Genomic DNA, 25,495 nt, shown 5'->3' with positions numbered 1-25,495 from the left:
CAGGCTCAACACGATCGTAGGTGGAGGTGTTCCCGGCGGTGACGCCCGCTACGTCCGGGCCGCTACTTCTTGCCGACCACCTTGTCGAACAGCTTGTCCGCGTTCCCCGGCCCGCAGTCCGCGCCGAACGCGACCAGCCGGAACTGCGCGAGCTTGCCGGTGGTGTAAATCGCCACCACGCCCGGCTTGCCCCCGACGGTCACCGGCCGCACGCCTTCCGGCCGCACGTTCGGGTCCATGCCCGCCGCGGTGACACACGCGTCGAACCGCTTCGAGTCCTGCAGCGGGCCGTAGTTCCGCACGCCAAGACCGCCGCCCAGCAGTGATTCCGCACCGCTGCCGTCGCTGCCGACGGACGGGCCGCCCACCGCGGACGGTGCGGGCGCGGCGACGCCGGACGTGTCCGTCTTGGTCGCCCCGGGAACGGTCAGCGTGATGGCCACCGCGGCGGCTGCGGCGGCGGTCAGGATCCCCGCGCCCCAGCCGAGCTGCCGGTTCCGCCGTTTCCGCGCCGCCGACAGGTCCACCACCGGCGCGACCGGCGGCTCAGCGGGCTCGGGTGCGGGCTGCGGTGCGGCCGCCGGAAACGTGGCCTCCTGCCGGGCCGTCGACTCCGCGGCGAGCGCGGCGTCGAGCCTGGCCGCGAACTCCGCGGGCATCGGCGGGGCCGGTTCCGCGGCGAGCGCGGACAGGTCCGCGGTGGTCGCTTCGAGGGCCTCGAGGATCGCGCGCGCCTCCGGATCCGCGTTCACCCGCGGCCAGAGTCGCTCCGCCTCCTGGTCGTCGAGGACCCCGGCGTGGAGGTCGGCGAGCAGGTCGACAGACCAGGGCGGCCCGATGGTTCCGCCTGCCCCCCGGCTCTCGTCCGTCATCGTCCCTCCCCGTTCCCCGGCGAGCGCTGGGCTCGCCCGGCACTCCGGGACCCCTCCGAAGTGGCGTGCTTGCGTTTGCTTTCGTTAGTTGGGACGTCGCCACCCCCGTCCGGGTTCCGCAGATGCCCGAGAACCTTCGCGAGTTTTCCCCGCCCGCGCGCGCATCGGCTCTTGACCGTGCCCTCGGCGATGCCGAGCATTTTCGCCGTCTCGGCCACGGAATAGCCCTCGACGTCGACGAGCAGGATCGGCGCGCGCTGGTCTTCGGGCAGCTCGTCGAGCGCCTTGCGGACCAGCAGGCTGGTTTCCTTCTCCGCCATCGAATCGCCGGGCGCGGCCGGTTCGTTGAACTCCCCGGTCTCCGGAAGCGGAACGGTCGGGCGGGCCTGCCTTCGCCGGATCCGGTCGAGGCACGCGTTCACCACGATCCGGTGCAGCCAGGTCGTGACCTGCGACTCCGCGCGGAACTTGCCCGCCGCGCGGAACGCCGAGATGAACGCCTCCTGCAGCGCGTCCGCCGCCTCTTCCGGATCGCGCAGCGTGCGCAGCGCCACCGCCCACAAGCGGTCTCGATGCCGCCGGACCAGTTCACTGAACGCATGCGGATCGCCCGCGGCGTGTGCCGCGATCAGATCCGCATCCGTGGGAGCTGCAGCCGTCACCCGGCAGAGCCTACTGAGTCGTGCTCGCAGCTCACGCCGCAGGCAGGAAGCTCAGTTCTCCGATCTGGCTCACGAAGCCGTTGCCGCCGTTGTCGCCCAGCTGGGTGATCCAGACGATGAAGTACTGGCTTTGCGTCGGCTGCTGCAGGGTGATCGTCGTGTCCGGCCCGTTCAGGTCGCCGCTTCCGACCACCTTGGTGTCGTCGAGCTGCGGATTCTTGCTGTCCGCCGACCGGATCTCGACCTTCGTGCCCGGGCTGTCCGCGCTGATCTTCACCTGCGCGAGGTTCACCGGGTTGTCGAATTGGACCGCGATCCCGACGCCGGGCTTCAGCGTCGGCAGCTGCTGCTGGTACTGGTCGGTCTTCCAGACCGTGCCCGGGTCGCCGTCGATCGTGTTCTTCGCCCGGCCCGGGTTGTCGCCGGAGCCCTGCGGGTTGTAGAGCGACGCCGACTTCGGGGCCACCGGGTCGCCGATCTTCGGCGCCGCGGGCGGCTGGTTCGCCGGCGGCGGGGCCTGGTTGCCCGGTTTCGCCGGAGCACTGCTCGGCGGGGCCGCGACGTTGATCGCGGGACCGGTGGGCTTGCCGTCGCCCTGGAACAGGTTGATCAGCATCAGCCCGCCCCACGCGAGGATCACCACGGTGGCGACCACCAGCACGGTGACGCCGAAGGCCAGCTTCCGCCGCCGCGCGACGTCCTTCACCGGCTTCTTCGTGGTCCAGATCGTGCCGTCGGTCTCCGCCGCCGCCTCGTCCTTGCCGACCGCGTTGATCAGCTGGGTGCGTTCCTCCTGATCGGCGACCTGGCCGAGCACGCGCAGGATGGCCGAGCTGGTGCGGATCCCGCCGCTGCCGCCGTCCTCGATCGTGCGCACGGCCAGCGAAGACAGCTCCGGCGGCACCGCGGGCACCAGCGACCGCGGCGGCACGACGTGCCCCTGCGGGGTGAGCGGGGCCGCGGGGATCGCGGGCGGTCCGCCTGGCAGCGCCCAGCGTCCGGTGAGCAGCAGATACAGCACCGCGCCGAGCGCCTTGACGTCGTCGCGGAGAGTGGCTTCCGGCAGCGGGCCGGGGAACGCGAGCTTGAGCGCGCCGCCCGGGGTGAGCCGCAGCCGCTGCGGGTGGTCGAGGCCGAGGACGAGACCGTTCTGATGGGCGTGGTCGACCGCTTCGGCGAGCGCCTGCACCATCCGCGCGGCCGCGGCGGGGGCCACCGGGCGCTGCGCGACCAGGTCCACCAGGTCGCTGCCCTTGGTCCACTCCGCCACCACGACGCCGAGCAAGCCCTCGCTCGAGGTGACGCCGCTGCCGAGGCTGAGCACGTCCAGCACCCGTGCGACGCCGCCGTGCCCGAACTTCGACGCGTGCGCGGCCCGCTCCAGCGTGCGCCGGGCCTGCCGGGCCGCCTCCGGATCCGCCGGATCGCCGACCAGCAAGGTCAGTGCGACATCCCGCTTGAGCTGCCCGTCTCGCGCCCGCCACAGGTGCGCGGCGGCTCGTTCGTCCACCCCGAACTGGGCAAGCAGGCGATACCGGCCGTCGCCTACGACGCGTCCGGGCGCGAGCGATCCGCCCCGGGCGCGAATGCCCGCGGCGTCCCCCGCCTGCTCGCTTCGTCTCGTGTCCACGCTCTCTCCCGCTTCGCTCCCGGCACCGAGGGTACCCGGATCATCAGCCGTAGAAGCGTCGTGAGTCGTGAATCAATCGTTACCCGCGCTTGATCAATCGGGTGAACCTCGATGTTACGGGCCTCAGCTCCTCGACCTTCAGCGCCATGAGCACCCCGAACGAGACCACGATCCCGACGATTCCCTGCAGGACGAGCTTGATCCAGGCATGCGGAACCGGGCTCAGCGACGAGGGCACGATCAGCCCGACGACCCACGCGGCCCCGACCCCGAGGACGCTCGCCACGACGGTGAACAGGATCACCCCGATCACCCGCTTGCTGCGGAGGTTGCCGAGCGTCACCCACAGCCACACCTGGCCGAGCATCGCGCCGATCACATACGTCAGCGCGTTGACCATCATCACGCCGAGCACGACGTTCTCCGCGTTCAGCAGCACCGGGCACAGGAACAGCAGCGGCACCTTGACGACGGTCATCACGATCATGATCAACGTCGGCGTGCGGGCGTCCTTCATCGCGTAGAAGACGCGCATCTGGAGCATCACCAGCGCGTACGGCAGCAGCGCGAACGCCGTGATCGCCAGCGCCTGGCCCATCCGCTCGGCGTCCTCGAGCCGCCCCTTGCCCATCGCGAACAGCGCGATGCCCATTGAGGTGCCGACGATCGTCATCACCGCGGAAATCGGCACGAGGGTGACCGTCGAGATCCGCGAGGCGTAGGAAAGGTCGCTGACCAGCTTCTTCGTGTCGCCGTCGGCGGCCGCGCGGCTCAATCGCGGCATGATCGCGGTCAGCAGCGAGACGCCGAGCACGCCGTAGGGCAGCTGGAACAGCAGCCACGCGTAGTTGTAAGCGGTGACGCCGCCCGAGGTGCCCTTGGTGAGCACACGGGTGGTGATCGTGAGGCCGACCTGGCTGACCGCGACGTAGCCGACGACCCACAGGGCCAGCCCGCCGAACTCCTTCATCCGGCTGTCCAGGCCCCAGCGCCAGCGCGGGCGGAAGCCCGACCGCAGCAGCGGCGGGATCAGCATGAGCGCCTGCGCGGCGATGCCGCCGGTGACGCCGAGGCCCAGCGTGAGCACCTTCGGATCGGTGATCGCCGGATGGTCGGTGTCGATCGAACCCGGCATCAGCCACACCACGAGGATGGTGAAGATGACCACCAGGTTGTTGATCACCGGCGCCCACGCGGTCGGCCCGAACACGTGCTTGGCGTTCAGCATCGCCGAGACCAGCGCGAACACGCCGTAGAAGAAGATCTCCGGCAGCAGCAGGTAGGCGAACGCCGTGGTCAGGCCCGCGCTCGCGTGGCCGGACGAATCGATGTAGAGCGACGTGAACGCCGGCGCCGCGATCACCGCGATCACGGTGCCGATGAACAGCACGGTGACGCCGGTGGTCAGCAGCCGCTGCGCGTAGGCCTGCCCGTGGTCCGGGTCGTCCTGCGAACGCACCAGCAGCGGCACCACCACACTGGTGAGCACGCCGCCGAGCAGCAGTTCGAAGATGATGTTCGGCATCGTGTTCGCGACGTTGAACGAGTCGGTCGCGATCCCGGAACCGATCGCCGCGACCAGCAGCACCTTCCACAGGAAGCCGGTGATGCGGCTGATCAGCGACGCGATCGCCATCCGGCCGGACGCCTTGGCGACCGAGGGACCCTCGTCCTTCGGCTGCTGCGGAGCCTCGCTCGGACGCGCGAGCGGCGCGTCCTTGATCCGCGGCATGACCTGGGTGGCCAGCGCGTCGTACGGGCGCAGCACGTCCGGGTCGGCGGTTGGCCAGCGCGAAGGAGCCGCGAGCGGGACGCCCGCGGTGCGCGGGATGAACCGGGTGGCGTCCGGGTCCCGCATCGCCTCTTCCTGCCACGGCCGGACCGGCGCGCCGGGACGCGGACCGCGGCCGCGATGCACCGGCGGCTGCGGGCCCGGCGCGTTCGCGGGCGGCGGGGTCGGCTGCGGAAGCGTGCCGCGGTTGGGCGGCTGGTTCGTCGGCGGAAGCGGTTGCGGACCCGACGGCGGGAGTTGCTGCGGGCCCGACGGCGGCCCGGACGGCCGCGGCGGGGGCGGCCTGCGCACCGGCGGCATGGCGGCCCTGGTCGGGGCCGGGCGCTGGCCGTTCGGCGGAGGCGGCGGCGGGACGCGGCGCGGCGCGCGGTCCCGTGGTTCGCGGGGCTCCCGGGGTTCGCCGCCGCGCGGGTCGATCCGGCGCGGCTGAGCCCGGTCGGAAGGGGCGGGCGGACGGTCTTCGGGCAGCGGCATCCGGCGGGTGCCGTTGGGCGGCGGCTGCCTGCGGTCGGCGGGCGGCGGCGGAGGGGGCGGCTGGCGGCGCGCGTCCCGCACCGCGCGGCGAGGAGGCTGGTCGTCCCGCCTCGGCGGCGCGCCGTCCCGCCGAGGACGACCCGCACGCTCGGGCGGTTGACCCGGCTCTTTGTCCAACGCGTGCCCAATCCTCTGCGGTCCCCTGGTCCCTGCCATTGTGGCAGCGCCGACCCAGGGTAATCGGGAACGGGCGCGCGCACCCGGCCCCTTGGGATGTCAGGGCGTGCCGCCTCGGCTTTCCTTGATCCGCCGGTAGATCCGCCGGGACGCCAGCAGCAACAGCGCGCAACCAGCGGCGACGGTGACGATGATGGTGATCGGGCCGTATTCGGTCGAGGTCAGCTCGAACCGGGCGGTCGCGCCGAGATCGGTGCCCGACGGGGTGGTCAACGACACATCGACCGACAGGTGCCCGGCCCGCAGCGCCTCGATCTGCACGTATCGGGTCTGCCCGCCCTTCGCCGGGAAAAGCAGGTCCTTGGCCTTCTCCGGCCGGATGCCCATGTTGTTCTTGAGCGCGATCTGCGCGGTGACGCCGACCGGCAGGTCGTTGTGCACGTACACCGGCAGCGGCGAGGACCCGGACGCGAGCGCAATCGTTTGCTTCGGCTGTTCGACGGTCACCTGGTCGCGGATCGCGGCGAGTTCGGCGGTCGCGTTCGCCGAGGCGGACGAGGACGTCCCCGACGGCCCGAACGCGGTCGAACTGCCGCGGACCAGCGCGTCGCGCACCGGCCCGACGATCGCCTTCGGCTCGACCCGGTTCCGCTGGTCTATCTGCATCGCCGACAGCAGGCCGGAGCTGTCCTGGTCGAGACTGGACAGCTGGTCGGCGACCGCGGCGCCGCCGTCCGAACGGGTGCCCGTGACCAGCGAAGCGCTGCCTTCGGGAGTGCTGCTCAGCAGGTCGGTGAGCGTCGACCCGGCCGTCACGCCCGCGGTGGTGAGCTTGCCGAGCCCGGACAGGAAGGCGTTCAGCTCGTCGGTGGTGGCGTCCCAGCGGCGCGGCGGAGCGATGAGCATCGGGCCGCCGGTCGAGCCGTCGGTACGGCCGAGCCCGGCTTCGAACGCGATCGCGGCGAGCCCGTTCTGCGTGGAGACCGCGCGCTGCGACGCTCCGCTGAAGGTGGTCGGCGTCTGCGGGCTCGGCGCGAATCCGGTGAGACCGGTGGTGGCCATCGAGTTGGTCGGCTGCGCGCGCAGGCCGTCGGAAAGCGTGGCCGCGCCGGTGACGGTTTCGTCGTCACCGCCTGCCTTCAGCTTCGCGCTGTCGGTGAGGACGGTCTGGAAGCCGCCCGCCGAAATCGCCGCCAGTGCCTTGTCGTCCGGCGTCCCGCCCGGCCACAGCACGCCGCTTTGCGATTCGACGCCGAGCACCTGGCGGATCGTCGCGGTGCCGTTCAGCGCCGTGGTCATGAGGCTGGCGTCCGGGTTGCCGTCAGCGCCGCGGATCTTGCCCAGCGTGGTGAGGTCGGCGTCGGCGAACGGCAACGGGATCACACAGCGGCCGGTGACCAGCGCGCGCAGCGACGCCAGCCAGTTCGACGCGGCGTCCGCGCCCTTGCCCGTCGCCCCGCCGCTGACCCGGTAGCCGCCGCGCATCGCGTCGACGGTGCGCAGCAGGTCGGGATCGAGGGCGAAGCACAGCGAACCGCCGATCTTCTGGTTGTTCTCCTGCGCTGCCCGCGCCGCCGAGACCAGGGAGTACAGCCGTCCGCCCGGGCCCAGCTCGTCGGCCAGCGAATCGTCGGTGAGCGTCATCGGCACGCCGAACGGCGCGGACTGGATGTGCGGCGTGCTGTCGGTGATCGGCCACAGCACGGCCAGCTTCGAATGCCGCTGCGTCGCCTGGTTGTTCGCGTGGCCCGGAGTCGACAGCACCGGCATGAGCAAGCTCACCGCGGCGAGCCGGGCCGGGCCGCCGTACTCCGGCGTGCCGTTCACGTTCACCAGCAGCGGGTACACGCCCGGCCGCAGCGCCGCGCCGCGCGGCCCGGTGAGCGGCACCGTGATGGTCAGCGGGGCGCTCTGCCCCGGCTCCAGGTCCTCGGCGAGCGGAGCGAAATCGGTGAGCGGGGTGTCCTGCACCGGGTTGCCGGCGAGCACCGAGTCCATCGCGCGCGGGCTGGCCAGCCGTTCCCCGATCTGCAGCCGGGCCATCGGCTTGACGATCCGCCGGGACCCGGTGTTGGTGACCGTCCCGGTCACCGTGATCGCCTGGTCCGAGCTGGTGATCAGGCGCGGGGCCAATTGGCCGAGGTCGAGCCGCAGCCGGGCGGGTTCCGGCGACGGATTCTCCTGCGCGCCCGCCGGCGCACCGAACAACGCGGTGGCGGCGACGATCAGCAAGGACAGCAAGAAGGCGGCGGGCCGCTTCACTCGGGTGCTCCCTCTCAGCCGCGCTCGTCGGGCGCGAAAAGTTCTGCTGCCCCGCGAACCAGCTTGCGCTCGTCCGCGTAGGCGAGGGTGGTCTCCAGCTCGGCCAGCGGAACCCAGGCGACCTCGGTCACCTCGACGTCCTCGTCCGACAGTTCGCCGCCGGTGGCCTCGAGCAGGAAATGGTGCACGGTCTTGTGCACCCGGCGCTGCTGCGCGACGAACCAGTAGTCGATGGCGCCAAGCGGGTGCAGCACGCGCGCGGAGATGCCGGTTTCCTCCTTCACCTCGCGCACCGCGGTCTGCTCCACCGTCTCCCCGTCCTCGATGTGGCCCTTCGGCAACGACCACAGCAGTCTGCCGTGTCGGTCGAGCCGCCCGATCAGCACCGCGCGTTCCCGCTCCGGGTCGACGACCAGTCCGCCCGCCGAGGTCTCGTCGACCGTGGTCAGCCGCCTGCCGCGGTGGCGCCGTCGCCGCCGGCGCGGCGTCGGCGGTCCGGCGCGACCGGCAGATCCAGACATGCTGCGATGCTAGAGCAAACGGCCGCCCGGGTACTCTGGCTCTCCGTGTCCGTGTCCGGCGGCGTCCGCGGTGGCGGCGCCATTTTCGTGGTGGGATTCGAGTGAACAACCTGGTCGCCCAGCAGAACGCGGTGACGGAACTGATGCGAGTGTCCCCGCTTGCCGACGAGCTGGCCGAGCGCTTCGCGCGCGCCGGCCACAGCTTGTACCTGGTGGGCGGCAGCGTGCGCGACGCGCTGCTCGGAAGGCTGTCGAACGATCTCGACTTCACCACGGACGCGCGCCCGGACCGGGTGCTGCAGATCGTGAGCGAGTGGGGCGACGCGGTCTGGGACGTCGGCATCGCGTTCGGCACCGTCGGCGTCACCAAGAACGGCACGACGCTCGAGATCACCACGTTCCGCGCGGACAGCTACGACCGCGTCGGCCGCAACCCCGAGGTCACCTTCGGCGACACCATCGAGGGCGATCTGCTGCGCCGCGACTTCACGGTCAACGCGATGGCGATCGACCTGGTCGGGAAGACGTTCATCGACCCGCACGACGGGATGGACGCGCTGCGGCTGAAGGTGCTCGACACTCCGGCGCTGCCGCAGGAGTCGTTCGCCGACGACCCGCTGCGGATGATGCGCGCCGCCCGGTTCTCCGCGCAGCTCGGCTTCACCGCCGCGCCGCGCGTGGTCGAGGCGATGACGTCGATGGCCGAGGAGATCGACCGGATCACCGCCGAGCGGGTCCAGACCGAGCTGTCGAAGCTGATGCTCGCCCCGGACCCGCGGCCGGGTCTGGAGCTGCTGGTCGACACCGGGCTGGCCGACCGCGTGCTGCCCGAACTGCCCGGCATGCGGCTGGCGATCGACGAGCACCACCAGCACAAGGACGTCTACCAGCATTCGCTCACCGTGCTCGCGCAGGCGATCGCGCTGGAGAAATCGCACGAGCCGACGAGCGAGCCGGACCTGGTGCTGCGGCTGGCCGCGCTGCTGCACGACATCGGCAAGCCGGCCACGCGCGAGTTCGCTCCCGGCGGCGGCGTGAGCTTCCACCACCACGAGGTGGTCGGCGCGCGAATGGCCCGCAAACGTTTGCGGGCGCTGAAGTACTCGAAGGAGATCATCGAGCAGGTCTCCCAGCTCGTGTTCCTCCACCTGCGGTTTCACGGGTACGGCGGCGGCGAGTGGACCGATTCGGCGGTCCGCCGCTACGTCACCGACGCCGGCGACCTGCTGACCCGCCTGCACAAGCTCGTCCGCGCCGATTCGACCACGCGCAACAAGCGCAAGGCGGCCGCGCTGCAGGCGACGTATGACGACCTCGAGGCCCGCATCGCGCGGATCAAGGAGCAGGAGGACCTCGACCGCGTCCGGCCGGACCTCGACGGCAACGAGATCATGCGGCTGCTCGGCCTCCCGCCCGGCCCGCAGGTCGGGCAGGCCTGGAAGTTCCTCAAGGAGCTGCGCCTCGACCGCGGTCCGCTGGAGCACGACGAGGCGGTCGCCGAGCTCAAGAAGTGGGCCAAGGCGGAGGGCCTCGGTTCGGGCGAATAGTCCCAAGAAGTGAATTCGGGATCGCGGGTTCGCCACGATCCCCCTTTGGCCTCTGGATCATCGACCGGGCAGCCGAGATACTCCCTTTCTTGAATCGAACAGGGGGATCGATGACGCGGCAGCACGACGGGGACCGGCGAAGCGCCAGCTTTCTCGTCATGTTGCTGCGTCGCGGCACGCCCGCGCTGGCCACGGCGACGACCGGACTGACCGACGAGATCGCCGATCCGACCCCGGTGCGCGCGCTGCAGCGGATCTCGCGGATGGCCGGTCCGGTCGACGAACGGAACCGCGACGGGTTGCTGCTGCGGGCGGCCCGCTACGTGGTGCTGGTCCCGCTCGTCTACCGGGTGCTGGTGGTGCCCGCGACGTTCGCCTCGTACGCGGTCAAGCACGGATCGGCCGGGCTGGGGTCGGTCGCGGTGGTCGCCGCGTACTCGATGGCGCTGAGCGTGTTCGGCATCTTCTGGATGATGCGCCGGGCCCCGTTCCGCAGTGACCTCGCGGCGCGGCTGTTGTTGATCGATCTCGCGTCCACGGTCCTGTTCGAGCTGTTCATCGGCGCGACGGTGTCTCCCGCGGTGTTCCACGACGCGGTCGGTGTCGCCGACAAACACCTGCTCGGCAGCGTCGCCCTGCTCACGCTCGCCGTCGGCATCCCGTCCGGGATCGGGCTGGCGGTGCTCAGCCTGCCGGTGCGGCTGCTGTCGGATCTGCTCAACCACGGCACGTTCGATTTCGAGCAGGCCGCGTCGCTGTACCCGACGCTGTTCGGCGTCCTGTTCACCGCTGTCGGCGCGCTGGTCCTGCTCGGGCTCGGGATCCGGCTGGCGCTGGCGTACGGGATCCGCAACGGGCGGCTCGCCGAACGCGCGCGGCAGCACCGGATGCTGCACGACACGGTGTTGCAGACGCTGGAGGCGATCGCGCTCGGCGGTCCGGGCGATTCGGATCAGCGGCTGGTCGAGGTGCAGCGGCTGGCCCGCGCGCAGGCGATCGAGCTGCGGCAGACGATCGAGACCGCCGCCGCGCAGCGGGCCGAGGAGGGCGCACGGCCGCTCGGCGAGAAGCTCGCGGCGCTGGCCGCTGAGATGGCGCGCGACGGTCTGCGCGCGCAGTTGGTGATCGCGGAGCTGGACAACGACACGCTGTCCGAGGTCCGGCAGATCGCGATCCGCGACGCGGTGCGGGAAGCGATGCGCAACACGATGAAGCACGCGGAGACCGACAAAGTCGTGGTACGCGTGGAGGAACGCAACGGCGGGATCGCGGTGATCACGCGGGACCACGGCACCGGCTTCAGTCCGCAGGATCGGCCTGCCGGGTTCGGGATCAGCGAGTCGATCACCGCGCGGTTGTCCGAGGTCGGCGGGACTTCGCTGGTCGAATCGAGTCCCGGGAGCGGAACGAGGGTGACGTTGTGGGTGCCGCTGTGAGCGGGGTGGCCGGTGCGCTGGCGGCGTATCGGGACGGCGATGCCGAGCGGGCGGGTGCGCTTGCCTCGGCTTCCGGGACCCCGTTGGGCGCTGAGCTGGCGACGTATCTCGCGGACGGGTCGAGCGGTCCGGTTTATGACCGGCCCGCCGCGTTCACGGCGTTCATTCGCGGGGGCGGGAACGTCGGGTTGTACCGGCGGTTGAGCGAGGAACTCGCTGCGCGGTACGACTCCTGGCGTCCGGCCGCGTTGCTGGATCTCGGCTGCGGCGACGGGTTGGCGATCGAACCGGCGTTGGCGCGGGCCTCGTTCCGGCCGGAGCGGATCGACCTCGTGGAGCCGTCGGAGGCGCTGCTCGCGGACGTCGAAGTCGCTGGTGCGCGCCGGTTTTCGTTGACCGCGCAGGACTTTCTCGCCACGGACGGTTCCACGTGGAACCTCACGCAGTCGACGTTCGCGCTGCAGTCGATCGAACCTTCCGCCCGGGCCGAGGTGCTGAGCGCGTTGCGGCCGCGGACGGAACGGTTGGTGCTGGCCGAATTCGACGTGCCGGACACCGCCGACCTGGAGTCGCTCGCGCGGCGGTACGAACGCGGCGTTGCCGAATACGGCGAGCAGGCTTCCCTGGTGGCGCAAGGGTTTCTGCTGCCCGTGCTGCTCGGCGTCGCCGCCGGGAAGGCGCGGACGAACTGGGAGCATCCGGCCGCGCAGTGGACCCGGCAGCTCGAAGCCGCCGGGTTCGCCGACGTGACCGTGGAACCGCTCGCGGACTACTGGTGGTCGCCCGCCGTGCTGATCACGGCTTCACAGCCGGGATAGCGTTCCCTGCTCCAGGTGCTGCGCGATCGGCCGCGGCAGCAGGTACGCCGTCGCTCCGCCGGGCTGCTGGCCCCACGGTGTCGTGACGCCGGTCAGCACCCGGATCGTGCGCTGCACGCGGTATTCGTGCCGATCGCGTTCGCGGTCCGGCGTCAGCGAGGTTTCGAGGAACCGCACCGAATTCGCGTGCACCAGGTTTCCGGCCTCCGGGCCGAACCGGACGACTGTCGTGCCGGCGGGCAGCGCGACGATCCGCTTGCCGCGGAAGAACGACAGCGGCGGCTCGCCGCGCATCGGCAGGATCGGCCAGTCCGCGGGCTGATCGGATTCCTCCGGGGCCTGCGGCGGCAGCATCAGCAGCGTGCCGAGGAGGAACCGGGCCGCGTCGGCGAGATTGGCGAACGCCACCGGCTCCACTGCGGGCGGACGCGAAACCTCCCAGCGGTTTTCCGCGCGGCGCAACGTCCACACACCCTCGGCGGGCACCTCGTCCGCGCCGATCCGGTACGCCGACGACGGCACCCCGTGCTCGACGAGCCGTTGCTGCAGCAGCGCCAAGGTCTCGGCCCCGCGCAGGGCGTGGGTCTGTTCGCCGCGGGCCGCGCGGGCGAGCGAGCTGTCGTCCGGGAGATCGGCCTCGGTACGCCCCGGGCGCGGTTTGCCGAGCACGTCGGCCTCGGCGGTCGCGCGCACCAGATCGCGCACGATCGGCGGCCGAAACCCGGCGGCGCGGATGTGCTCGACCAGCTCCGGCTCCGGCGGGACGCCGTATTTGCGCAGGTAGTGCGGCACGGCCGCGGGCCAGATCCAGGTGCCGTCGGTGTGGAAGGCCTGCGGCACGTCCGGCGGCGCGCCGGGCGCGAAGATGTCCGGCTGCGGGACCGGCCGGTGCAGCACGACCGGCGAGCGGAACAGGTAGTCGAGCACGCCGCGGACCTGGTCCGGCGGCACCGGCGGACGGTTCACCACGGGCCGTTCGCCCTCGTTGTGCACGTCGACCGGCCGCGCCTGGCGGAACCCGACGGTCAGCGGCAGCCCGGCCTTCGCGCCGAGCCAGTCCGGCAGGTGCTTGTCCGGGCGCGGGAAGCGGGTCAGCTCGACGAGGTAGGACTCGCGGGCGGGCTCGCCGCCGTCGTTGGGCGGCAGCCGCCAGTCCGGCTCCTGGTCGGCGTCGAAGTCGAAATCGAACTGCGAATCGGCGTCGAGCGTGAAGGTGCCTTGGAACCAGGTGCCGCTTTCCGGCTGGTACATCGACGCGCGCAGCTGGGTGAACAGCGTGCTCAGCTGCGGCGTGCCGGGCAGCGACACCGAAACCGGGCCGTTCTCGTCGCCGACCGCGCGGACCTCCAGCTCGGAGTAGTCGCCGACCTGCCGGAACTGCGCCGCGACCCGCGACCACCCGCCGGGCACCTGGCGCAGCGTGCGGCCGATCCCGCGCAGGATCCGCGTCTGGTCGCCGCCCTCGGTCTCGGCCTTCGGCTCGCCGTAGTCGTGCCGGGTCAGCCACAGCCCGGTGAGCTGCTTGCCCGGGACGGTCACCGAGAAATCGGTGAGCCCGAGCTGCGCCGCGCGCGCCGGATCGTGCCGCGTCCAGCGCAAGGTCAGATTCGCCTGGTCGCCCGGCGCGACCTCGAACAGCTCGTCGTCGTATTCGACATAGGTGCGCAGGTCGAACGTCGCGGGCACCTCGTTCGCGAGTACGACTCTGGCCGGCTTGCCCTCGTGCTCGCGGTCGAAGCCCTCGGGCGCTTCCTCGTCACCGATGACGGTCAGCAGCAGCGTGCCGTCGGTGGTGGAGCGTTGTGCCGCGAAAGTGCGATCGTCGAGCGTCGCGTACAGGCCGTCTGGGCGTTCTCCCGATTCCACCCGGTACCGCACGTCTGGTTCCTCCCCGAAGTCCCCCGTGTAGCCGCAACGAACCTATCTGACCGTGTCACGACCCGACCATCGGTCACCGGAGACGGGAGAATATGCGCCCACAAATACCTGCTCGGGTGACCGATCAGTGCCGTGGGTAGCGCTGAACCCAGGCGTCGCCGAGTGCGTTCCGAGCCGAATGGCGGTCGAAATGCCACAGCGCGTCGGTCGCCACCTGTTCGATCAGGTGGTGCAGTTCAAGCTGCTCGACCCACTTTCGGGGCAGTCCGGGAACGCCCACCCGCGCGCCGAGCAGCGCACCGGTCAACGCGCCGCTGAGCGCGCTGCGGCCGGAATGGTTCACCGCGCGCAGCATCGCCTGCTCCGGGTAGTTCTCGAACCCGGACAGCGCGGCGAACGAACGGCCGAGGACGGACAGCGTGCTGTGCCCGTCGCCGATCAGCTCCGGCATCCGCAGGTCCGGCAGGCCGTGCTCGCCGAAGAACGGCACCGCCTCGGCGACCAGGTCGCGCACCGGACCCCACTCCGGACCGTCGTGCTCGTCCAGGACTTCGCGGGACAGGTTCCACACCGGATAGCTGAACGAATCCTTCGTGAGCGCCTTTTCGAACACCCACGCCAGGTACGTAGAGGCAGCCACGTCGTCCGGCTGGTGCGTCACGCCGGCCAGATCGCGCACGACCTGGCCGATGCCGCCGCTGAACCCGGTGCCCGGACCGGCCGCGGTCAGCACCGCGGGCAGCGCGCCGACCAGCGCGGCCGGGCCTGACAGCGGCGCGGCTTGCGGATCGCCGGTGACCAGCGCGTGGTACGCGTTGAGCTCGGCGTCGTCGATGGCGCGGCGGGCGTGCAGTTCGGGCACCTTGACCAGGAAACCGTCGGCGTTCTGGATCGCCGCGCCCTGCGTGTGCAGCCAGCGGCCGAGCGCGCCGCGGACCACGCTGGGGAACAGCTTCTCGACGTCGCGCGACTCCGGCTGTTCGCGATGCGGGCTGCGGATCACCGCTTCGGTGAGGAACAGCAGCCGCTGCGTCATCGAGCCGATCCGGCCCGGCTGGTCGAACGCGAGCGGCAGTTCGCGGACGCCGTCCGGACCGTAGGTCGAGACGATCTCGTCCAGCCGCATCCGGTCGACGGCCGATCCGAGCGCCTCGCCGAGCGCGAACCCGACCCACGCGCCGACGACCCGCTGCCAGCCGTAGCGGAAGTTCTCCAGGCTCGTCTCGGGGTACTTGCCGAAGGTGTCGAGCCTCGGGACGACCCGGCCGTCGTTGTCCCAGGACGGCACGAGACCGTTGGCGCGCAGGTCGTTCGGCCGCGAGCGGCTCGGCTCCGGCTGTTCGAACCGGCGCAGCCACGACCGGCCGAGGACGGTCTTGCGGCATTCGTCGGCGGTCAGCTCGAAACCGTGCCGCCGCGCGCGTTCCGCGGCTGCCTTCGGCACGTCGACCGGCTTCTCCAGCCCGATCCGGGCAGCGGTTTCGACGGCGAACTTCTCCAGGTTTTCTTCGATCTCCGGGCAGCGGCCGTTCTCGTCGACCCGCGGCTCGTGCCGCGGGAACCGTTTCGCGATCGTGGTCAGCTCGGCGCCCGCGACGTCCTCGAACGTCGCCGGTCCGCCGTTGATCACCAGGTTCGGCGGGTGCTCGAACTCGGCGAGCGTCGCCAGATCGACGCGCCACCAGGCGTGCTCGCGGGAGGGCAGATGCCGGGTCGAGCTGAAGACGCGCAGCTCGTTGCGTTCCTCGGAGAAGTAGAAGCGGTCGGTCGCGCCGGTTTTGAGGTCGAACGGCACGAAGACCTCGCAGCGCAACAGGCCGATCAGCAGCTGCTCGCGCGAGAGCCAGCCGACGCTCGCGAAGGCGAGGAGAGTTTCCAGCGGGTTTTCCGGCTTCGGGTAGCCGCGGCGGATCGGACCGGCTTTGTACTCCGGGTTCTCGCGTTCGTCACCGGTCTGATGGCCGTCGTTGTCGACCTTCACCCAGCCCGCGACAGCGGGAAGCGGCACGCCGAGCTCGCCGAGCCCGGCTTTCGCGTATTCGGGGTCGACAACCTCGCGCCAGCTCTCCTGGCCCGGGTACGCGACCGGGGTGCTGAGCCCGCCCGGATGCGGATGCGCCTGGCGCAGCTCGCCGTCCGGCTCGCGCACGAGCACCGACGGAGCGGGGAAGAGTTCCTTGTCCGGACGGCCGTCGTCGAGGAACGCGACGGTGTTGTAGGGGATCGACCAGCCTTCGGGGACCCGCAGCACGCGGTCGTGGTCGACCCGGAGGCCGCCCGGCCCGGAGACCTCGGGGCCGTGCACGGCGCGCAACCACTTCCCGACCTTGTCTACCGCTTCCGCCGCTTCCACCTACTCGATCCTCTCCAGGCTTCCGTCGGACTCGTGCTCCGCGATCGGCTTGGGCAAGACGTACGCCACCGCCCCGCCGGGAAGGTTCGCCCAGGGCACCGTCACCCCGGTGATCACGTGGAGTGATCTTCGGAGGCGAAAAGTGCTGGTCATGCGCTCCCGTTCGAGTGGCAGGGACGTCGTCGCGAACCGTACCGCCTGGTGGTGGACCAGGTTGCCGGGTTCTTCGCCGAATCGCAGGACGACGGTACCTTCCGCCAACCGAGTGAGTCTCTTGTTCCGCAGCAGCGTGAGGGGAGGGTCACCCGGCATGGGCTGGACCGGCCAGTCGGCGACCTCCCGCGCGGTTTCCAGCGGAGTTTCGCGGCCGCCGGTCGTGCGGGCGGGATGCAGCAGCAGTGCGCCGAGCAGCTGTTGAGCGGCGTCTTCGAGGCGGGCGAAGGTCTGTTCGCGACCGTCCGGCGCGACCACTGCCCAATCGGCTTTGCCCTGGTAGAGGCTCCATTTTCCGGCTTCCCGGCCGCCGAGGCAGCGGACGTCGTGCCAGATGCCGAAGGAATCGAGCCGGTGGCCGAGGTGGTCCAGGAGTTCGGCGTCGGACAGGACCGGGTCCGGGTTGGTCTCCCGCTCGGCCGCGATGTCGCCCGCGGTCCGCTGGACGTCGTCCGGAGTCGGTCGCGGACGGGGCTTTCCGGCAAGGTCAGCTTCCGCTGTGCGGCGCACCAGGTGCTCGACGTACGGCGGGTGAAAGCCCATGTCACGGATGTGTTGGAGGAGTTCCGCCTCGGGCGCTGTGCCGTGTTCTCTTAAGCGCTCGGCCACCTCGACCGGCCAGATCCAGGTGCCGTCGGTGCGGTGTTTTTCGCCGACCTCGGCCTCGCGTTCGAGGTACCGCAGCACGAGCGGCAGCTCTTCTTCCGACAGCGGTTCGCCGGTTCCGGCTGCGGCGTGCCGGAACTTGACGCCGAGCGGGAGTCCGACGTGCAGCCGCCACCAGTCGGGAAGATGCTCGTCGTCGCGGGGGAAGGTGGTGAGTTCGGCGAGGTAGGCGGTCGAATCGGGCGGCGTGGTCCACGGGGGTTCGCCGTCGGTGAAGTACTCGAAGTCGAACGTGCCGTCCGGCGTGAGCACGTAGCGCGCCTGAACCCAGGTGCCGCGCCCCTCCTGATACATCTCAGCCCGCAACGCGGTGAGCCGCTGGACGACCTCCGTGCTGGCGACGGTATTGCGCGCCTGCACCTCGAAATGGTCGCCGAGCTGGGCGAACCCGATACCGGCCGCCGCGTCCGGATCGGCCCGGTGCGCCTTGATCAGCCGACCGAGCTCGACGAGCGCCTGCTGACCGGTACTCGTTGGTTCCACGTGAATCATTTCGTCCGGAGCGGACGACATCAGGACCCGCGACGGCGGTTCTGCGGAACGGTTCCGCGCGGACGGACGCGGCGCGGAGTCGGCCGCGGGGCAGGCATCGAGGACGTGTGCTGCGGTTCGGGTGCGTCGGCCAGGTGCTGCACGAGCGTCTGGACGGTCAGCGCGAGCTGCGCGGGCGTCGTCCGCTCGAAGGCGTCCGGGGCGAATTCGAGCCGGCCGAGCGTGCCTGCTGGTCCGGCGGTCGCGCGGACGAGCCCGTCGGGCGAGGTCAGGACAGCTGGAGCGGCGTCGAGACGGGCACGGTCGTCGCCGATGGTGCTCACGGTGGCCCCTCGTGTCGGTTGCGCGTGCCGAGATTAACTCGACCGGGTCACAAGTCACCCTAATGCCAGACGGTGAGTTACTACCCCCGTTTGGCTTCAACGGTTTGCGGCAGCGAATCGCCGCGGCGTCGGCGGGCCAGCAGATATCCGGCCCCGCCCAGCAGATAGAGCACGGTCGCGACGACCATCAGCTCCGGCGAGTACCCGTTGTCCTTGACGAACGCCGCCGCGATCGAGACCGCGACTACCTGGGTGATGTTGAACAGCGTGTCGTAGAGGGCGAAGACGCGCCCGCGAGCCTCGTCCGCGACGTCCAGCTGTACCGAGGAATCGACAGACAGCTTCAACACCTGACCGGTCCCCATGATCAGGAACGACGCGACCACCGCCAACGGCAGCAACATCGGCAACCCGAGCGCGGCCTGCGTGACCGCCGAGATGAGCAGCGACCCGAGAACCGTCCGAAGCCGCCCGACCGACCGGATCAGCCTCGCCGTCACCAGACCCGCGACGAGAATTCCTGCCCCCGCGCACGCGACCAGCTGCCCAAGCCCAGGCAATCCCGCGCGGAAAACCCCGTCGTCAGTGAAGTAATTGCGCATCAGCAACACGCTGACCAGCAACGAAATCCCGTACGCAGCGCGATGCGCGAACAACGCGACGAACCCAGCCGTGACACTGGGCGCCCGCCACGCGTGCCGGGCGCCGTCCGCGAGCCCCCGCGCAACCGCCACCACGGGATTAGGCGGCTCGTCCACCACCGTCGGCCCCAGCACTCCCTTCGCGAACCGACGCGCGAGAAAGGCCGACAACAACGCCCCGACCGCCGCGAACGCCGTGGTCTCCGCCGACCCGACGTCGCCAGACCCGAACACCGCGCGCAACCCAATCGCGCACCCGCCCCCGACGACCGCGATCGCCGACCCGAGCGTCGCCGCCACCGCGTTCGCGGAAACGACTGCCTTGGGCTCCACGATGTGCGGCAACGCAGCCGACAACCCAGACCCGATGAACCGGCTGACCCCCTCGGCGAGCAACGCGAGCGAAAACAACCCGATCCCGCCGACCCCGGCCCCCACCGCGAAGACCGACGCCACGATCGCCAGAGCCCGCACGAGATTCGCGAACACGAGCACCCGCCGCCGGTCCCACCGATCGAGCAACGCCCCCGCGAACGGCCCCACCAGCGAATACGGGAGCAGCAGGGCCGCAAACCCCTCCGCGATGGCCAACGGATCCGTCGCCCGCTCCGGATTGAACAAAACGGCCCCAGCCAACCCGGCCCGGAAAACGCCGTCCCCCCACTGCGCCGCGAACCGCGTGCACAGCAACCGCCGAAACAACGGATCCCGAACCAATTGCCAACCCAGCCGCCGCTCCCCCACCTTCACCCCGCAACCCTACCGAGACCCCCCGACAAAACCCGAAAAATGAGACACCCCAACCACTCCCCACCCCACAGACAGACCAGGGTGGGAACGGCCCGCCAAGCCAGCCAGAGAAGAGAAACGGCCGAGCAACACGCGGAGACCGAGCAGACCGACGCGACAGCCCGATGAGAAACGCCGTCCGGACCGAGCTCTGCGGCCACCGAACGAACCGAGCCCTGCGAGCACCAAACGCTCCAGCACTCCCAACAGAAAACAGCACAAAAGCCGACAAACCTTCAGCGATCCACCCCACCGCCAACAAACCGGCCAAAACCCCAACCGCACCCCTCACCGAAACCCAGCCACCCCGGAAGCCAAAGGGGGCCCCGCCCCGACCACCCCGAAAACCGCACCGAAGGCACCGCGGGGGTCCGGGGGGCTCGGCCCCCCGGGTACTCGGCGCCGGTGGCGGAGGGAAGGTGCGAAGCACCGAACAGGAGGAGAGAACACCGGCGCACTCGTTTCGCCTCTCGGCGGCTTGGCGCAGTGTGGCTCCGGCCGGACCGGTATTCCACAAAGGCGGTTCTTCAGTGAGCCCGGGGGACACGAGTGCGCCGGCTCATTGTTCTCAACGGGGCGCGTGGTGCTGGTGTTCCCGTGCCGGGAGGATTTCCCGTGGCGGGTGATGGGATCATGGGTGGCGTGCCAGCGGACGCCGAGGTTGAACCGGGAACGCTCCTGGTCGCCGCACCCACGATGTTCGACCCGAACTTCAAGCGGACCGTGGTGTTCGTGATCGATCATCGGGCGGAGGGCACGCTCGGGGTGGTCTTGAACCGGCCGTCCGATGTTCCGGTGAATGACGTCCTGCCGGGGTGGGGCGCGCACGTCGCCGAACCGCAGTCTGTCTTCGTCGGCGGGCCGGTCGACAAGAAGACCGCGCTTTGTCTCGCCGCGTTGCGGACTGGGGAGTCCGCTTCCAGCGTTCCGGGCGTGGTCGCGGTGCGAGGGCCGGTCGCGCTCGTCGATCTGGACAGCGATCCCGAAGTCCTGGTGCCCAAGGTTCGCGGTGTGCGGGTGTTCGCGGGCTACGCCGGGTGGGATTCAGGGCAGCTCGCGGGCGAGATCGAGCGCGAGGACTGGGTGATCGTTCCCGCCTTGCCCAGCGACATTCTCGCGCCGCCCAGCCGTGATCTGTGGGGGCAGGTGCTGCGCCGCCAGGGGGTGCCGCTCGCGTTGCTGGCCACCCACCCCGGCGATTTGCAGCGGAATTAGGCCTCGCTGGACTTCTGCAGGACTCCGCAGCCGCCCGCGCCGCACGCGCAGCCGCTGCAGCCAGCGGGAACCGGCGACGGGGCGGGCACGGTCAGGGCGGCTCGGGCGCCCATGCGGGCTCCGGCGACCACCATGACCAGCAAACCAAGCAGTCCGACGGTCGCGGCGGCCACCAGGCCGGCCGTGGTGGGGATGGCGAGGCCGGCGAGTCCGCAGACGACCCCGGCCGCGCCGCCGGCCAGGGTCGGGATTCCGGCGACCCGGTTGGCGAGCTTGAAGGCCTCTTCGCTGCGCATCGAGGCTTCGGTCCGGACTCCGGCACCGCCTGCTCGGGTCAGCCGTCCGCGCACGCCGAGGAAACCACCCCAGCCGACGACGACACCAAGGACGATCGGGACGAGCGCGATAGCGAACACCTCTTGAGGATAAGCGTGACCTCGCGGCCATGTCCCGGATACCCTCGTCGGCTGTGCTACGGGCCATGTCTTCGTCCACGCGACACCGGCTGCTCGCCGCCGCCGGGATCGTCACGCTGTCCTTGCTCATTCCAGGAACCAGCGACGCCGCTGCCGCCGCGCCGCGGCCGGTCCGGCTGCTCGCCGAGCAGCGGGTGCCGCATAACCTGCAGTTCCAGGGCACCACGGTCGGCGGATTGTCGTCGATCGACTTCGATCCGCGCACCGGCGGTTACGTCTTCATCAGCGACGACCGGTCCGCGATCAATCCGGCCCGCTTCTACACCGCGAAGTTCGACGTCAGCGCGAAGGGCGTGGGGCCGGTCACCTTCACCGGCACCCATCCGCTGCTGCGCCCCGACGACACGCCGTACCCGCCGCTCGCGAAGAACGATCCGGCCGCTCCGCAGAACGAGCAGACGATCGACCCCGAGGAGTTGCGCGTCGACCCGTGGACCGGGCATTACACCTGGTCGCAGGAAGGCGACCGGCTCGCTGATCAGCACCTGATCCAGCCGTCGATCCGCGAGGCCGCCCGCGACGGGCATTACGTCCGTGACCTGCCGCTGCCCGCCAACGAGCGGATGACGCCGGACGCCGGTCCGCGCCGGAACTACGTTCTCGAAGGCCTCGCCTACACCGGGTTCGGCACCCTGCTGGCCAGCGAGGTCGAGGCCCCGCTGCTGCAGGACGGCCCGCCGCCCACGCCGACGTCGGGCGCGTTGTCGCGGATCACCCTGCAGAGCCGGTTCGGGCACGTGCTGGCGCAGTACGCGTACCCGCAGGAGAAGCTCTTCGCCGAGCCGAAGCCCGCGACCGGGTTCGCCGACACCGGGGTGTCCTCGATGCTCGCGGTGAACCAGGCCGATCCGACGAAATTCCTGATGATGGAGCGGTCCTTCGTCACCGGCGTCGGCAACAAGGTGCGCATTTTCGAGATCGACACCACCGGCGCGACGAACGTCCTGAACACCCCGTCGCTGACGGCGGCGAAGCACGTGAAGCCGGTGAAGAAGCGGCTGCTCGCCGACCTTTCCGATCTCCCGCTGTCCACTGTGGACAACATCGAGGGGATGACCTGGGGTCCGGCGCTGCCGTCCGGGGAGCGCAGTCTCCTGCTCGTGAGCGACAACAACTTCTCCGCGTCCCAGGTGACCCAGGTCGTCGCTTTGGCGGTCCCGTCGGAACGGCTTTGACCAGCGCGTTACGATGAGTGCATGAACACGGCTCGGCTGCTCCTTGGCCTGCCGCGCTGACCTGGTCCGATGACCGGCTCGGCGCGGCGACCCCTCATGCCTTCTGGCTTGGGGGGTCGAGTTGTTTCTGGGAGTGGCTCGACACGGAGGAAGACGGCGATGACAGGGTCTGACGAGGCCACCGGGGCCGCGGCGAAGAGTGCCGCGGACGCTGAGCACGCCCCGCCGTTCCGCTACACCGCGGAGCTGGCCGGGCAGATCGAGCAGCGCTGGCAGGACCACTGGTCCGACCACGGCACCTACCACGCGCCGAACCCGGTCGGCCCGCTCGCCGAGGCGGGCGAGCCGGTGCCCTCGGACAAGCTGTTCGTGCAGGACATGTTCCCGTACCCGTCCGGCTCCGGCCTGCACGTCGGGCACCCGCTGGGCTACATCGGCACCGACGTCTACGCGCGCTACCACCGGATGATCGGCCGGAACGTGCTGCACACGCTGGGTTACGACGCGTTCGGCCTGCCCGCCGAGCAGTACGCGGTGCAGACCGGCACGCACCCGCGCACCACGACCGAGCAGAACATCGCCACGATGCGCCGCCAGCTGAAGCGGCTGGGCCTGGGCCACGACGAGCGCCGGTCGATCGAGACGATCGACCCGGACTACTACAAGTGGACCCAGTGGATCTTCCTGCAGATCTTCAACTCCTACTACGACGAGGACGCCCGCAAGGCGCGGCCGATCGAGGAGCTGGAGAAGGCGTACGCCGCGGGTGAGCGCGCGACGCCGGACGGCCGTCCGTGGGTCGAGCTGAGCAGCGTCGAGCAGCGCAAGATCATCGACGACCACCGGCTGGTCTACATCTCCGAGGCCCCGGTGAACTGGGCCCCGGGCCTGGGCACCGTCGTCGCGAACGAGGAGGTGACCGCGGACGGCCGCAGCGACCGCGGCAACTTCCCGGTGTTCCGCAAGAGCCTGCGCCAGTGGATGATGCGGATCACCGCGTACGCCGACCGCCTGGTCGACGACCTGGACCTGCTGGACTGGCCGGACAAGGTCAAGTCCATGCAGCGCAACTGGGTCGGCCGCTCGCAGGGCGCGCGGGTCTCCTTCGCCGCGGGCGACGAGAAGATCGAGGTCTTCACAACCCGTCCGGACACCCTGTTCGGCGCCACCTACATGGTGATCGCGCCGGAACACCCGCTGGTCGGGAAGCTGACCGCGGCGCAGTGGCCGGGCGAGCACCCGGAGAGCTGGACCGGCGGCGCGAAGACGCCGGCCGAGGCCATCGCCGCCTACCGGGCCGCCGCCTCCCGCAAGTCCGATCTGGACCGGCAGGAGAACAAGGAGAAGACCGGCGTCTTCACCGGCACCTACGCGGTGAACCCGGTCAACGGCAAGGAAATCCCGGTCTTCGTCGGCGATTACGTGCTGATGGGCTACGGCACCGGCGCGATCATGGCGGTGCCCGCACAGGACCAGCGCGACTACGACTTCGCCAAGAAGTTCGAGCTGGAGATCGTCCGCACGGTCGACCCCGGCGAGGGCTTCGAGGGCGAGGCCTTCACCGGCGACGGCCCGGCGATCAACTCCGCCAACGACACCGTCGACCTGAACGGCATGGGCGTCGCCGACGCCAAGAAGACGATCATCGCCTGGCTGGAGGACCGCGGCGCGGGCGAGGGCACCGTGCAGTACAAGCTGCGCGACTGGCTGTTCGCCCGCCAGCGTTACTGGGGCGAGCCGTTCCCGATCGTCTACGACGAGAACAACCTGCCGATCGCCCTGCCCGAGGACCAGCTGCCGGTCGTCCTGCCGGACATCGACGACTACAAGCCGAGGACCTTCGACCCGGACGACGCCGACTCCGAGCCGTCGCCGCCGCTGTCGCGCGCGACCGACTGGGTCGAGGTCACCCTGGACCTGGGCGACGGGCCGAAGAAGTACCGCCGCGACACCAACGTCATGCCGCAGTGGGCCGGTTCCTGCTGGTACCAGCTGCGCTACGTCGACCCGACGAGCCAGGACGTGTTCTGCGCGCCGGAGAACGAGGCGTACTGGCTGGGCCCGCGTCCGGCCGAGCACGGCGGGGACGACCCGGGCGGCGTCGACCTGTACGTCGGCGGCGTCGAGCACGCGGTGCTGCACCTGCTGTACTCGCGGTTCTGGCACAAGGTGCTGTACGACTTGGGCCACGTCTCGTCGAAGGAGCCGTACCGCCGCCTGTTCAACCAGGGCTACATCGAGGCGTTCGCCTACACCGACAAGCGCGGTGTGTACGTGCCTGCTGAGGACGTCGTCGAGCGCGACGGCAAATTCTTCTTCGGCGACGAAGAGGTCAAGCAGGAATACGGCAAGATGGGCAAGAGCCTGAAGAACGCCGTGACGCCGGACGAAATGTCGGACACCTACGGCGCGGACACCTTCCGCCTGTACGAGATGTCGATGGGCCCGCTGGACATGTCGCGGCCGTGGGCGACCAAGGACGTCGTCGGCGCGCACCGGTTCCTGCAGCGGCTGTGGCGGCTGCTGGTCGACGAGCAGACCGGCGAGCTGCGGGTCTCGGCGGACGAGGCGACCGAGGCGGACCGGAAACTGGTGCACCGCACCATCGCCGGGGTTCGCGAGGACTACGCGGAGATGCGGTTCAACACCGCCGGCGCGAAGCTGATCGAGCTGAACAACCACCTGACCAAGGCGTACGGCTCGGCCGCGGGAACCCCGCGCGAGGTGGCCGAACCGCTGGTGCTGCTGCTGGCTCCGCTGGCCCCGCACGTGGCCGAGGAACTGTGGCACCGGATGGGCCACGCGGACTCGCTGGTGCACGGGCCGTTCCCGGTCGTGGACGAGAAGTACCTGGTCGAGGACTCGGTCGAGTACCCGATCCAGGTCAACGGCAAGGTCCGTTCGCGGATCACCGTGCCCGCGGCCGCGAAGAACGACGCGGTGCAGGCGACCGCGCTGGCGGACGAGAAGATCGCCGCGCTGGTCGGCGACAAGACGCCGCGCAAGGTGATCGTGGTGCCGGGCCGGCTGGTCAACATCGTGCTCTGAAAAAGCTCGTTCCGGCCCGGGAGCCGATCCCGGGC

Annotated in this window: 18 protein-coding genes; 6 read left to right on the top strand and 12 right to left on the bottom strand. The window is 70.5% G+C overall.

Annotation, left to right across the window (positions count from 1 at the left end; genetic code table 11):
- Positions 1–62: 62 nt before the first annotated feature.
- The 6 genes from ABZX37_RS04345 to ABZX37_RS04320 all read right to left on the bottom strand — a co-directional run bounded on the left by ABZX37_RS04345 (position 63) and on the right by ABZX37_RS04320 (position 8,390).
- On the bottom strand, positions 63–872 hold the full coding sequence (locus tag ABZX37_RS04345; protein WP_354735873.1) for a hypothetical protein: 810 nt from the start codon (positions 870–872) through the stop codon (positions 63–65).
- Positions 869–1,534, bottom strand: coding sequence for an RNA polymerase sigma factor SigM (gene sigM / locus ABZX37_RS04340; protein ID WP_354735871.1), 666 nt, complete (start codon positions 1,532–1,534; stop codon positions 869–871). Before sigM ends, ABZX37_RS04345 begins: the two co-directional genes overlap by 4 nt.
- A 31-nt stretch (positions 1,535–1,565) precedes the next feature.
- Positions 1,566–3,164: a protein kinase family protein gene (locus ABZX37_RS04335; protein ID WP_354735869.1), complete on the bottom strand. Its 1,599-nt coding sequence runs from the start codon at positions 3,162–3,164 to the stop codon at positions 1,566–1,568.
- A gap of 79 nt (positions 3,165–3,243) precedes the next feature.
- Positions 3,244–5,511: a murein biosynthesis integral membrane protein MurJ gene (murJ, locus tag ABZX37_RS04330; RefSeq protein WP_354735867.1), complete on the bottom strand. Its 2,268-nt coding sequence runs from the start codon at positions 5,509–5,511 to the stop codon at positions 3,244–3,246.
- Between the two features lie 195 nt (positions 5,512–5,706).
- Positions 5,707–7,869, bottom strand: a complete 2,163-nt coding sequence (locus ABZX37_RS04325; RefSeq protein WP_354735865.1) for a DUF6049 family protein — start codon at positions 7,867–7,869, stop codon at positions 5,707–5,709.
- A gap of 14 nt (positions 7,870–7,883) precedes the next feature.
- Positions 7,884–8,390, bottom strand: coding sequence for an NUDIX hydrolase (locus ABZX37_RS04320; protein WP_354735864.1), 507 nt, complete (start codon positions 8,388–8,390; stop codon positions 7,884–7,886).
- Between the two features lie 101 nt (positions 8,391–8,491).
- Between ABZX37_RS04320 and ABZX37_RS04315 the strand changes: the two genes are divergently transcribed.
- The 3 genes from ABZX37_RS04315 (at position 8,492) to ABZX37_RS04305 (ending at position 12,191) form a co-directional block, all read left to right on the top strand.
- Entirely contained in the window at positions 8,492–9,937 is a 1,446-nt protein-coding gene (locus tag ABZX37_RS04315) for a CCA tRNA nucleotidyltransferase (protein WP_354735862.1), read from the top strand.
- A gap of 110 nt (positions 9,938–10,047) precedes the next feature.
- Positions 10,048–11,373, top strand: a complete 1,326-nt coding sequence (locus tag ABZX37_RS04310) for an ATP-binding protein (RefSeq protein WP_354735860.1) — start codon at positions 10,048–10,050, stop codon at positions 11,371–11,373.
- A complete protein-coding gene (locus ABZX37_RS04305) occupies positions 11,358–12,191 on the top strand; it encodes a class I SAM-dependent methyltransferase (protein WP_354735858.1) in 834 nt (277 codons plus the stop codon). Before ABZX37_RS04310 ends, ABZX37_RS04305 begins: the two co-directional genes overlap by 16 nt.
- Here the strand turns inward: ABZX37_RS04305 and ABZX37_RS04300 are convergent.
- The 5 genes from ABZX37_RS04300 to ABZX37_RS04280 form a co-directional block, all read right to left on the bottom strand.
- Complete coding sequence (locus ABZX37_RS04300; RefSeq protein ID WP_354735857.1) at positions 12,177–14,069, bottom strand: TNT domain-containing protein; 1,893 nt, start codon at positions 14,067–14,069, stop codon at positions 12,177–12,179. The genes ABZX37_RS04305 and ABZX37_RS04300 overlap by 15 nt on opposite strands.
- 124 nt (positions 14,070–14,193) lie before the next feature.
- On the bottom strand, positions 14,194–16,422 hold the full coding sequence (locus tag ABZX37_RS04295; protein WP_354735855.1) for an ADP-ribosylglycohydrolase family protein: 2,229 nt from the start codon (positions 16,420–16,422) through the stop codon (positions 14,194–14,196).
- Complete coding sequence (locus ABZX37_RS04290) at positions 16,423–17,814, bottom strand: glycohydrolase toxin TNT-related protein (RefSeq protein WP_354735853.1); 1,392 nt, start codon at positions 17,812–17,814, stop codon at positions 16,423–16,425.
- On the bottom strand, positions 17,814–18,116 hold the full coding sequence (locus ABZX37_RS04285) for a hypothetical protein (RefSeq protein ID WP_354735851.1): 303 nt from the start codon (positions 18,114–18,116) through the stop codon (positions 17,814–17,816). Before ABZX37_RS04285 ends, ABZX37_RS04290 begins: the two co-directional genes overlap by 1 nt.
- A gap of 80 nt (positions 18,117–18,196) precedes the next feature.
- Positions 18,197–19,507: an MFS transporter gene (locus ABZX37_RS04280; RefSeq protein ID WP_354735849.1), complete on the bottom strand. Its 1,311-nt coding sequence runs from the start codon at positions 19,505–19,507 to the stop codon at positions 18,197–18,199.
- 672 nt (positions 19,508–20,179) lie between these two features.
- Between ABZX37_RS04280 and ABZX37_RS04275 the strand changes: the two genes are divergently transcribed.
- Positions 20,180–20,761 carry a YqgE/AlgH family protein gene (locus ABZX37_RS04275; protein WP_354735848.1) on the top strand — a complete coding sequence of 194 codons (582 nt, stop codon included), beginning with the start codon at positions 20,180–20,182 and terminating at the stop codon, positions 20,759–20,761.
- On the opposite strand, the gene ABZX37_RS04270 is transcribed toward ABZX37_RS04275, so the two are convergent.
- Complete coding sequence (locus ABZX37_RS04270; RefSeq protein ID WP_354735846.1) at positions 20,758–21,177, bottom strand: SdpI family protein; 420 nt, start codon at positions 21,175–21,177, stop codon at positions 20,758–20,760. The genes ABZX37_RS04275 and ABZX37_RS04270 overlap by 4 nt on opposite strands.
- A 65-nt stretch (positions 21,178–21,242) precedes the next feature.
- On the opposite strand from ABZX37_RS04270, the gene ABZX37_RS04265 reads away from it, so the two are divergent.
- The gene (locus ABZX37_RS04265; protein ID WP_354735844.1) at positions 21,243–22,412 is read left to right on the top strand and encodes an esterase-like activity of phytase family protein; all 1,170 of its coding nucleotides are present in this window, start codon (positions 21,243–21,245) and stop codon (positions 22,410–22,412) included.
- Between the two features lie 159 nt (positions 22,413–22,571).
- A complete protein-coding gene (gene leuS, locus ABZX37_RS04260; protein ID WP_354735842.1) occupies positions 22,572–25,460 on the top strand; it encodes a leucine--tRNA ligase in 2,889 nt (962 codons plus the stop codon).
- Positions 25,461–25,495 lie beyond the last annotated feature (35 nt).

This window comes from Amycolatopsis sp. NPDC004079 (assembly GCF_040610415.1).
Classification (GTDB): Bacteria; Actinomycetota; Actinomycetes; order Mycobacteriales; family Pseudonocardiaceae; genus Amycolatopsis; species Amycolatopsis halotolerans.
Note: the sequence above shows the minus strand (reverse complement) of the source record. Positions and strands in the feature narration are given on the sequence as shown.

Bases quoted from the DNA above. Each gene is read 5' to 3' on its own strand.
- ABZX37_RS04345 (WP_354735873.1), bottom strand. From the start codon at position 872: ATGACGGACGAGAGCCGGGGGGCAGGCGGAACCATCGGGCCGCCCTGG.
- ABZX37_RS04320 (WP_354735864.1), bottom strand. From the start codon at position 8,390: ATGTCTGGATCTGCCGGTCGCGCCGGACCGCCGACGCCGCGCCGGCGG.
- ABZX37_RS04310 (WP_354735860.1), top strand. From the start codon at position 10,048: ATGACGCGGCAGCACGACGGGGACCGGCGAAGCGCCAGCTTTCTCGTC.
- ABZX37_RS04290 (WP_354735853.1), bottom strand. From the start codon at position 17,814: ATGTCGTCCGCTCCGGACGAAATGATTCACGTGGAACCAACGAGTACC.
- ABZX37_RS04275 (WP_354735848.1), top strand. From the start codon at position 20,180: ATGGGTGGCGTGCCAGCGGACGCCGAGGTTGAACCGGGAACGCTCCTG.
- ABZX37_RS04265 (WP_354735844.1), top strand. From the start codon at position 21,243: ATGTCTTCGTCCACGCGACACCGGCTGCTCGCCGCCGCCGGGATCGTC.
- leuS (WP_354735842.1), top strand. From the start codon at position 22,572: ATGACAGGGTCTGACGAGGCCACCGGGGCCGCGGCGAAGAGTGCCGCG.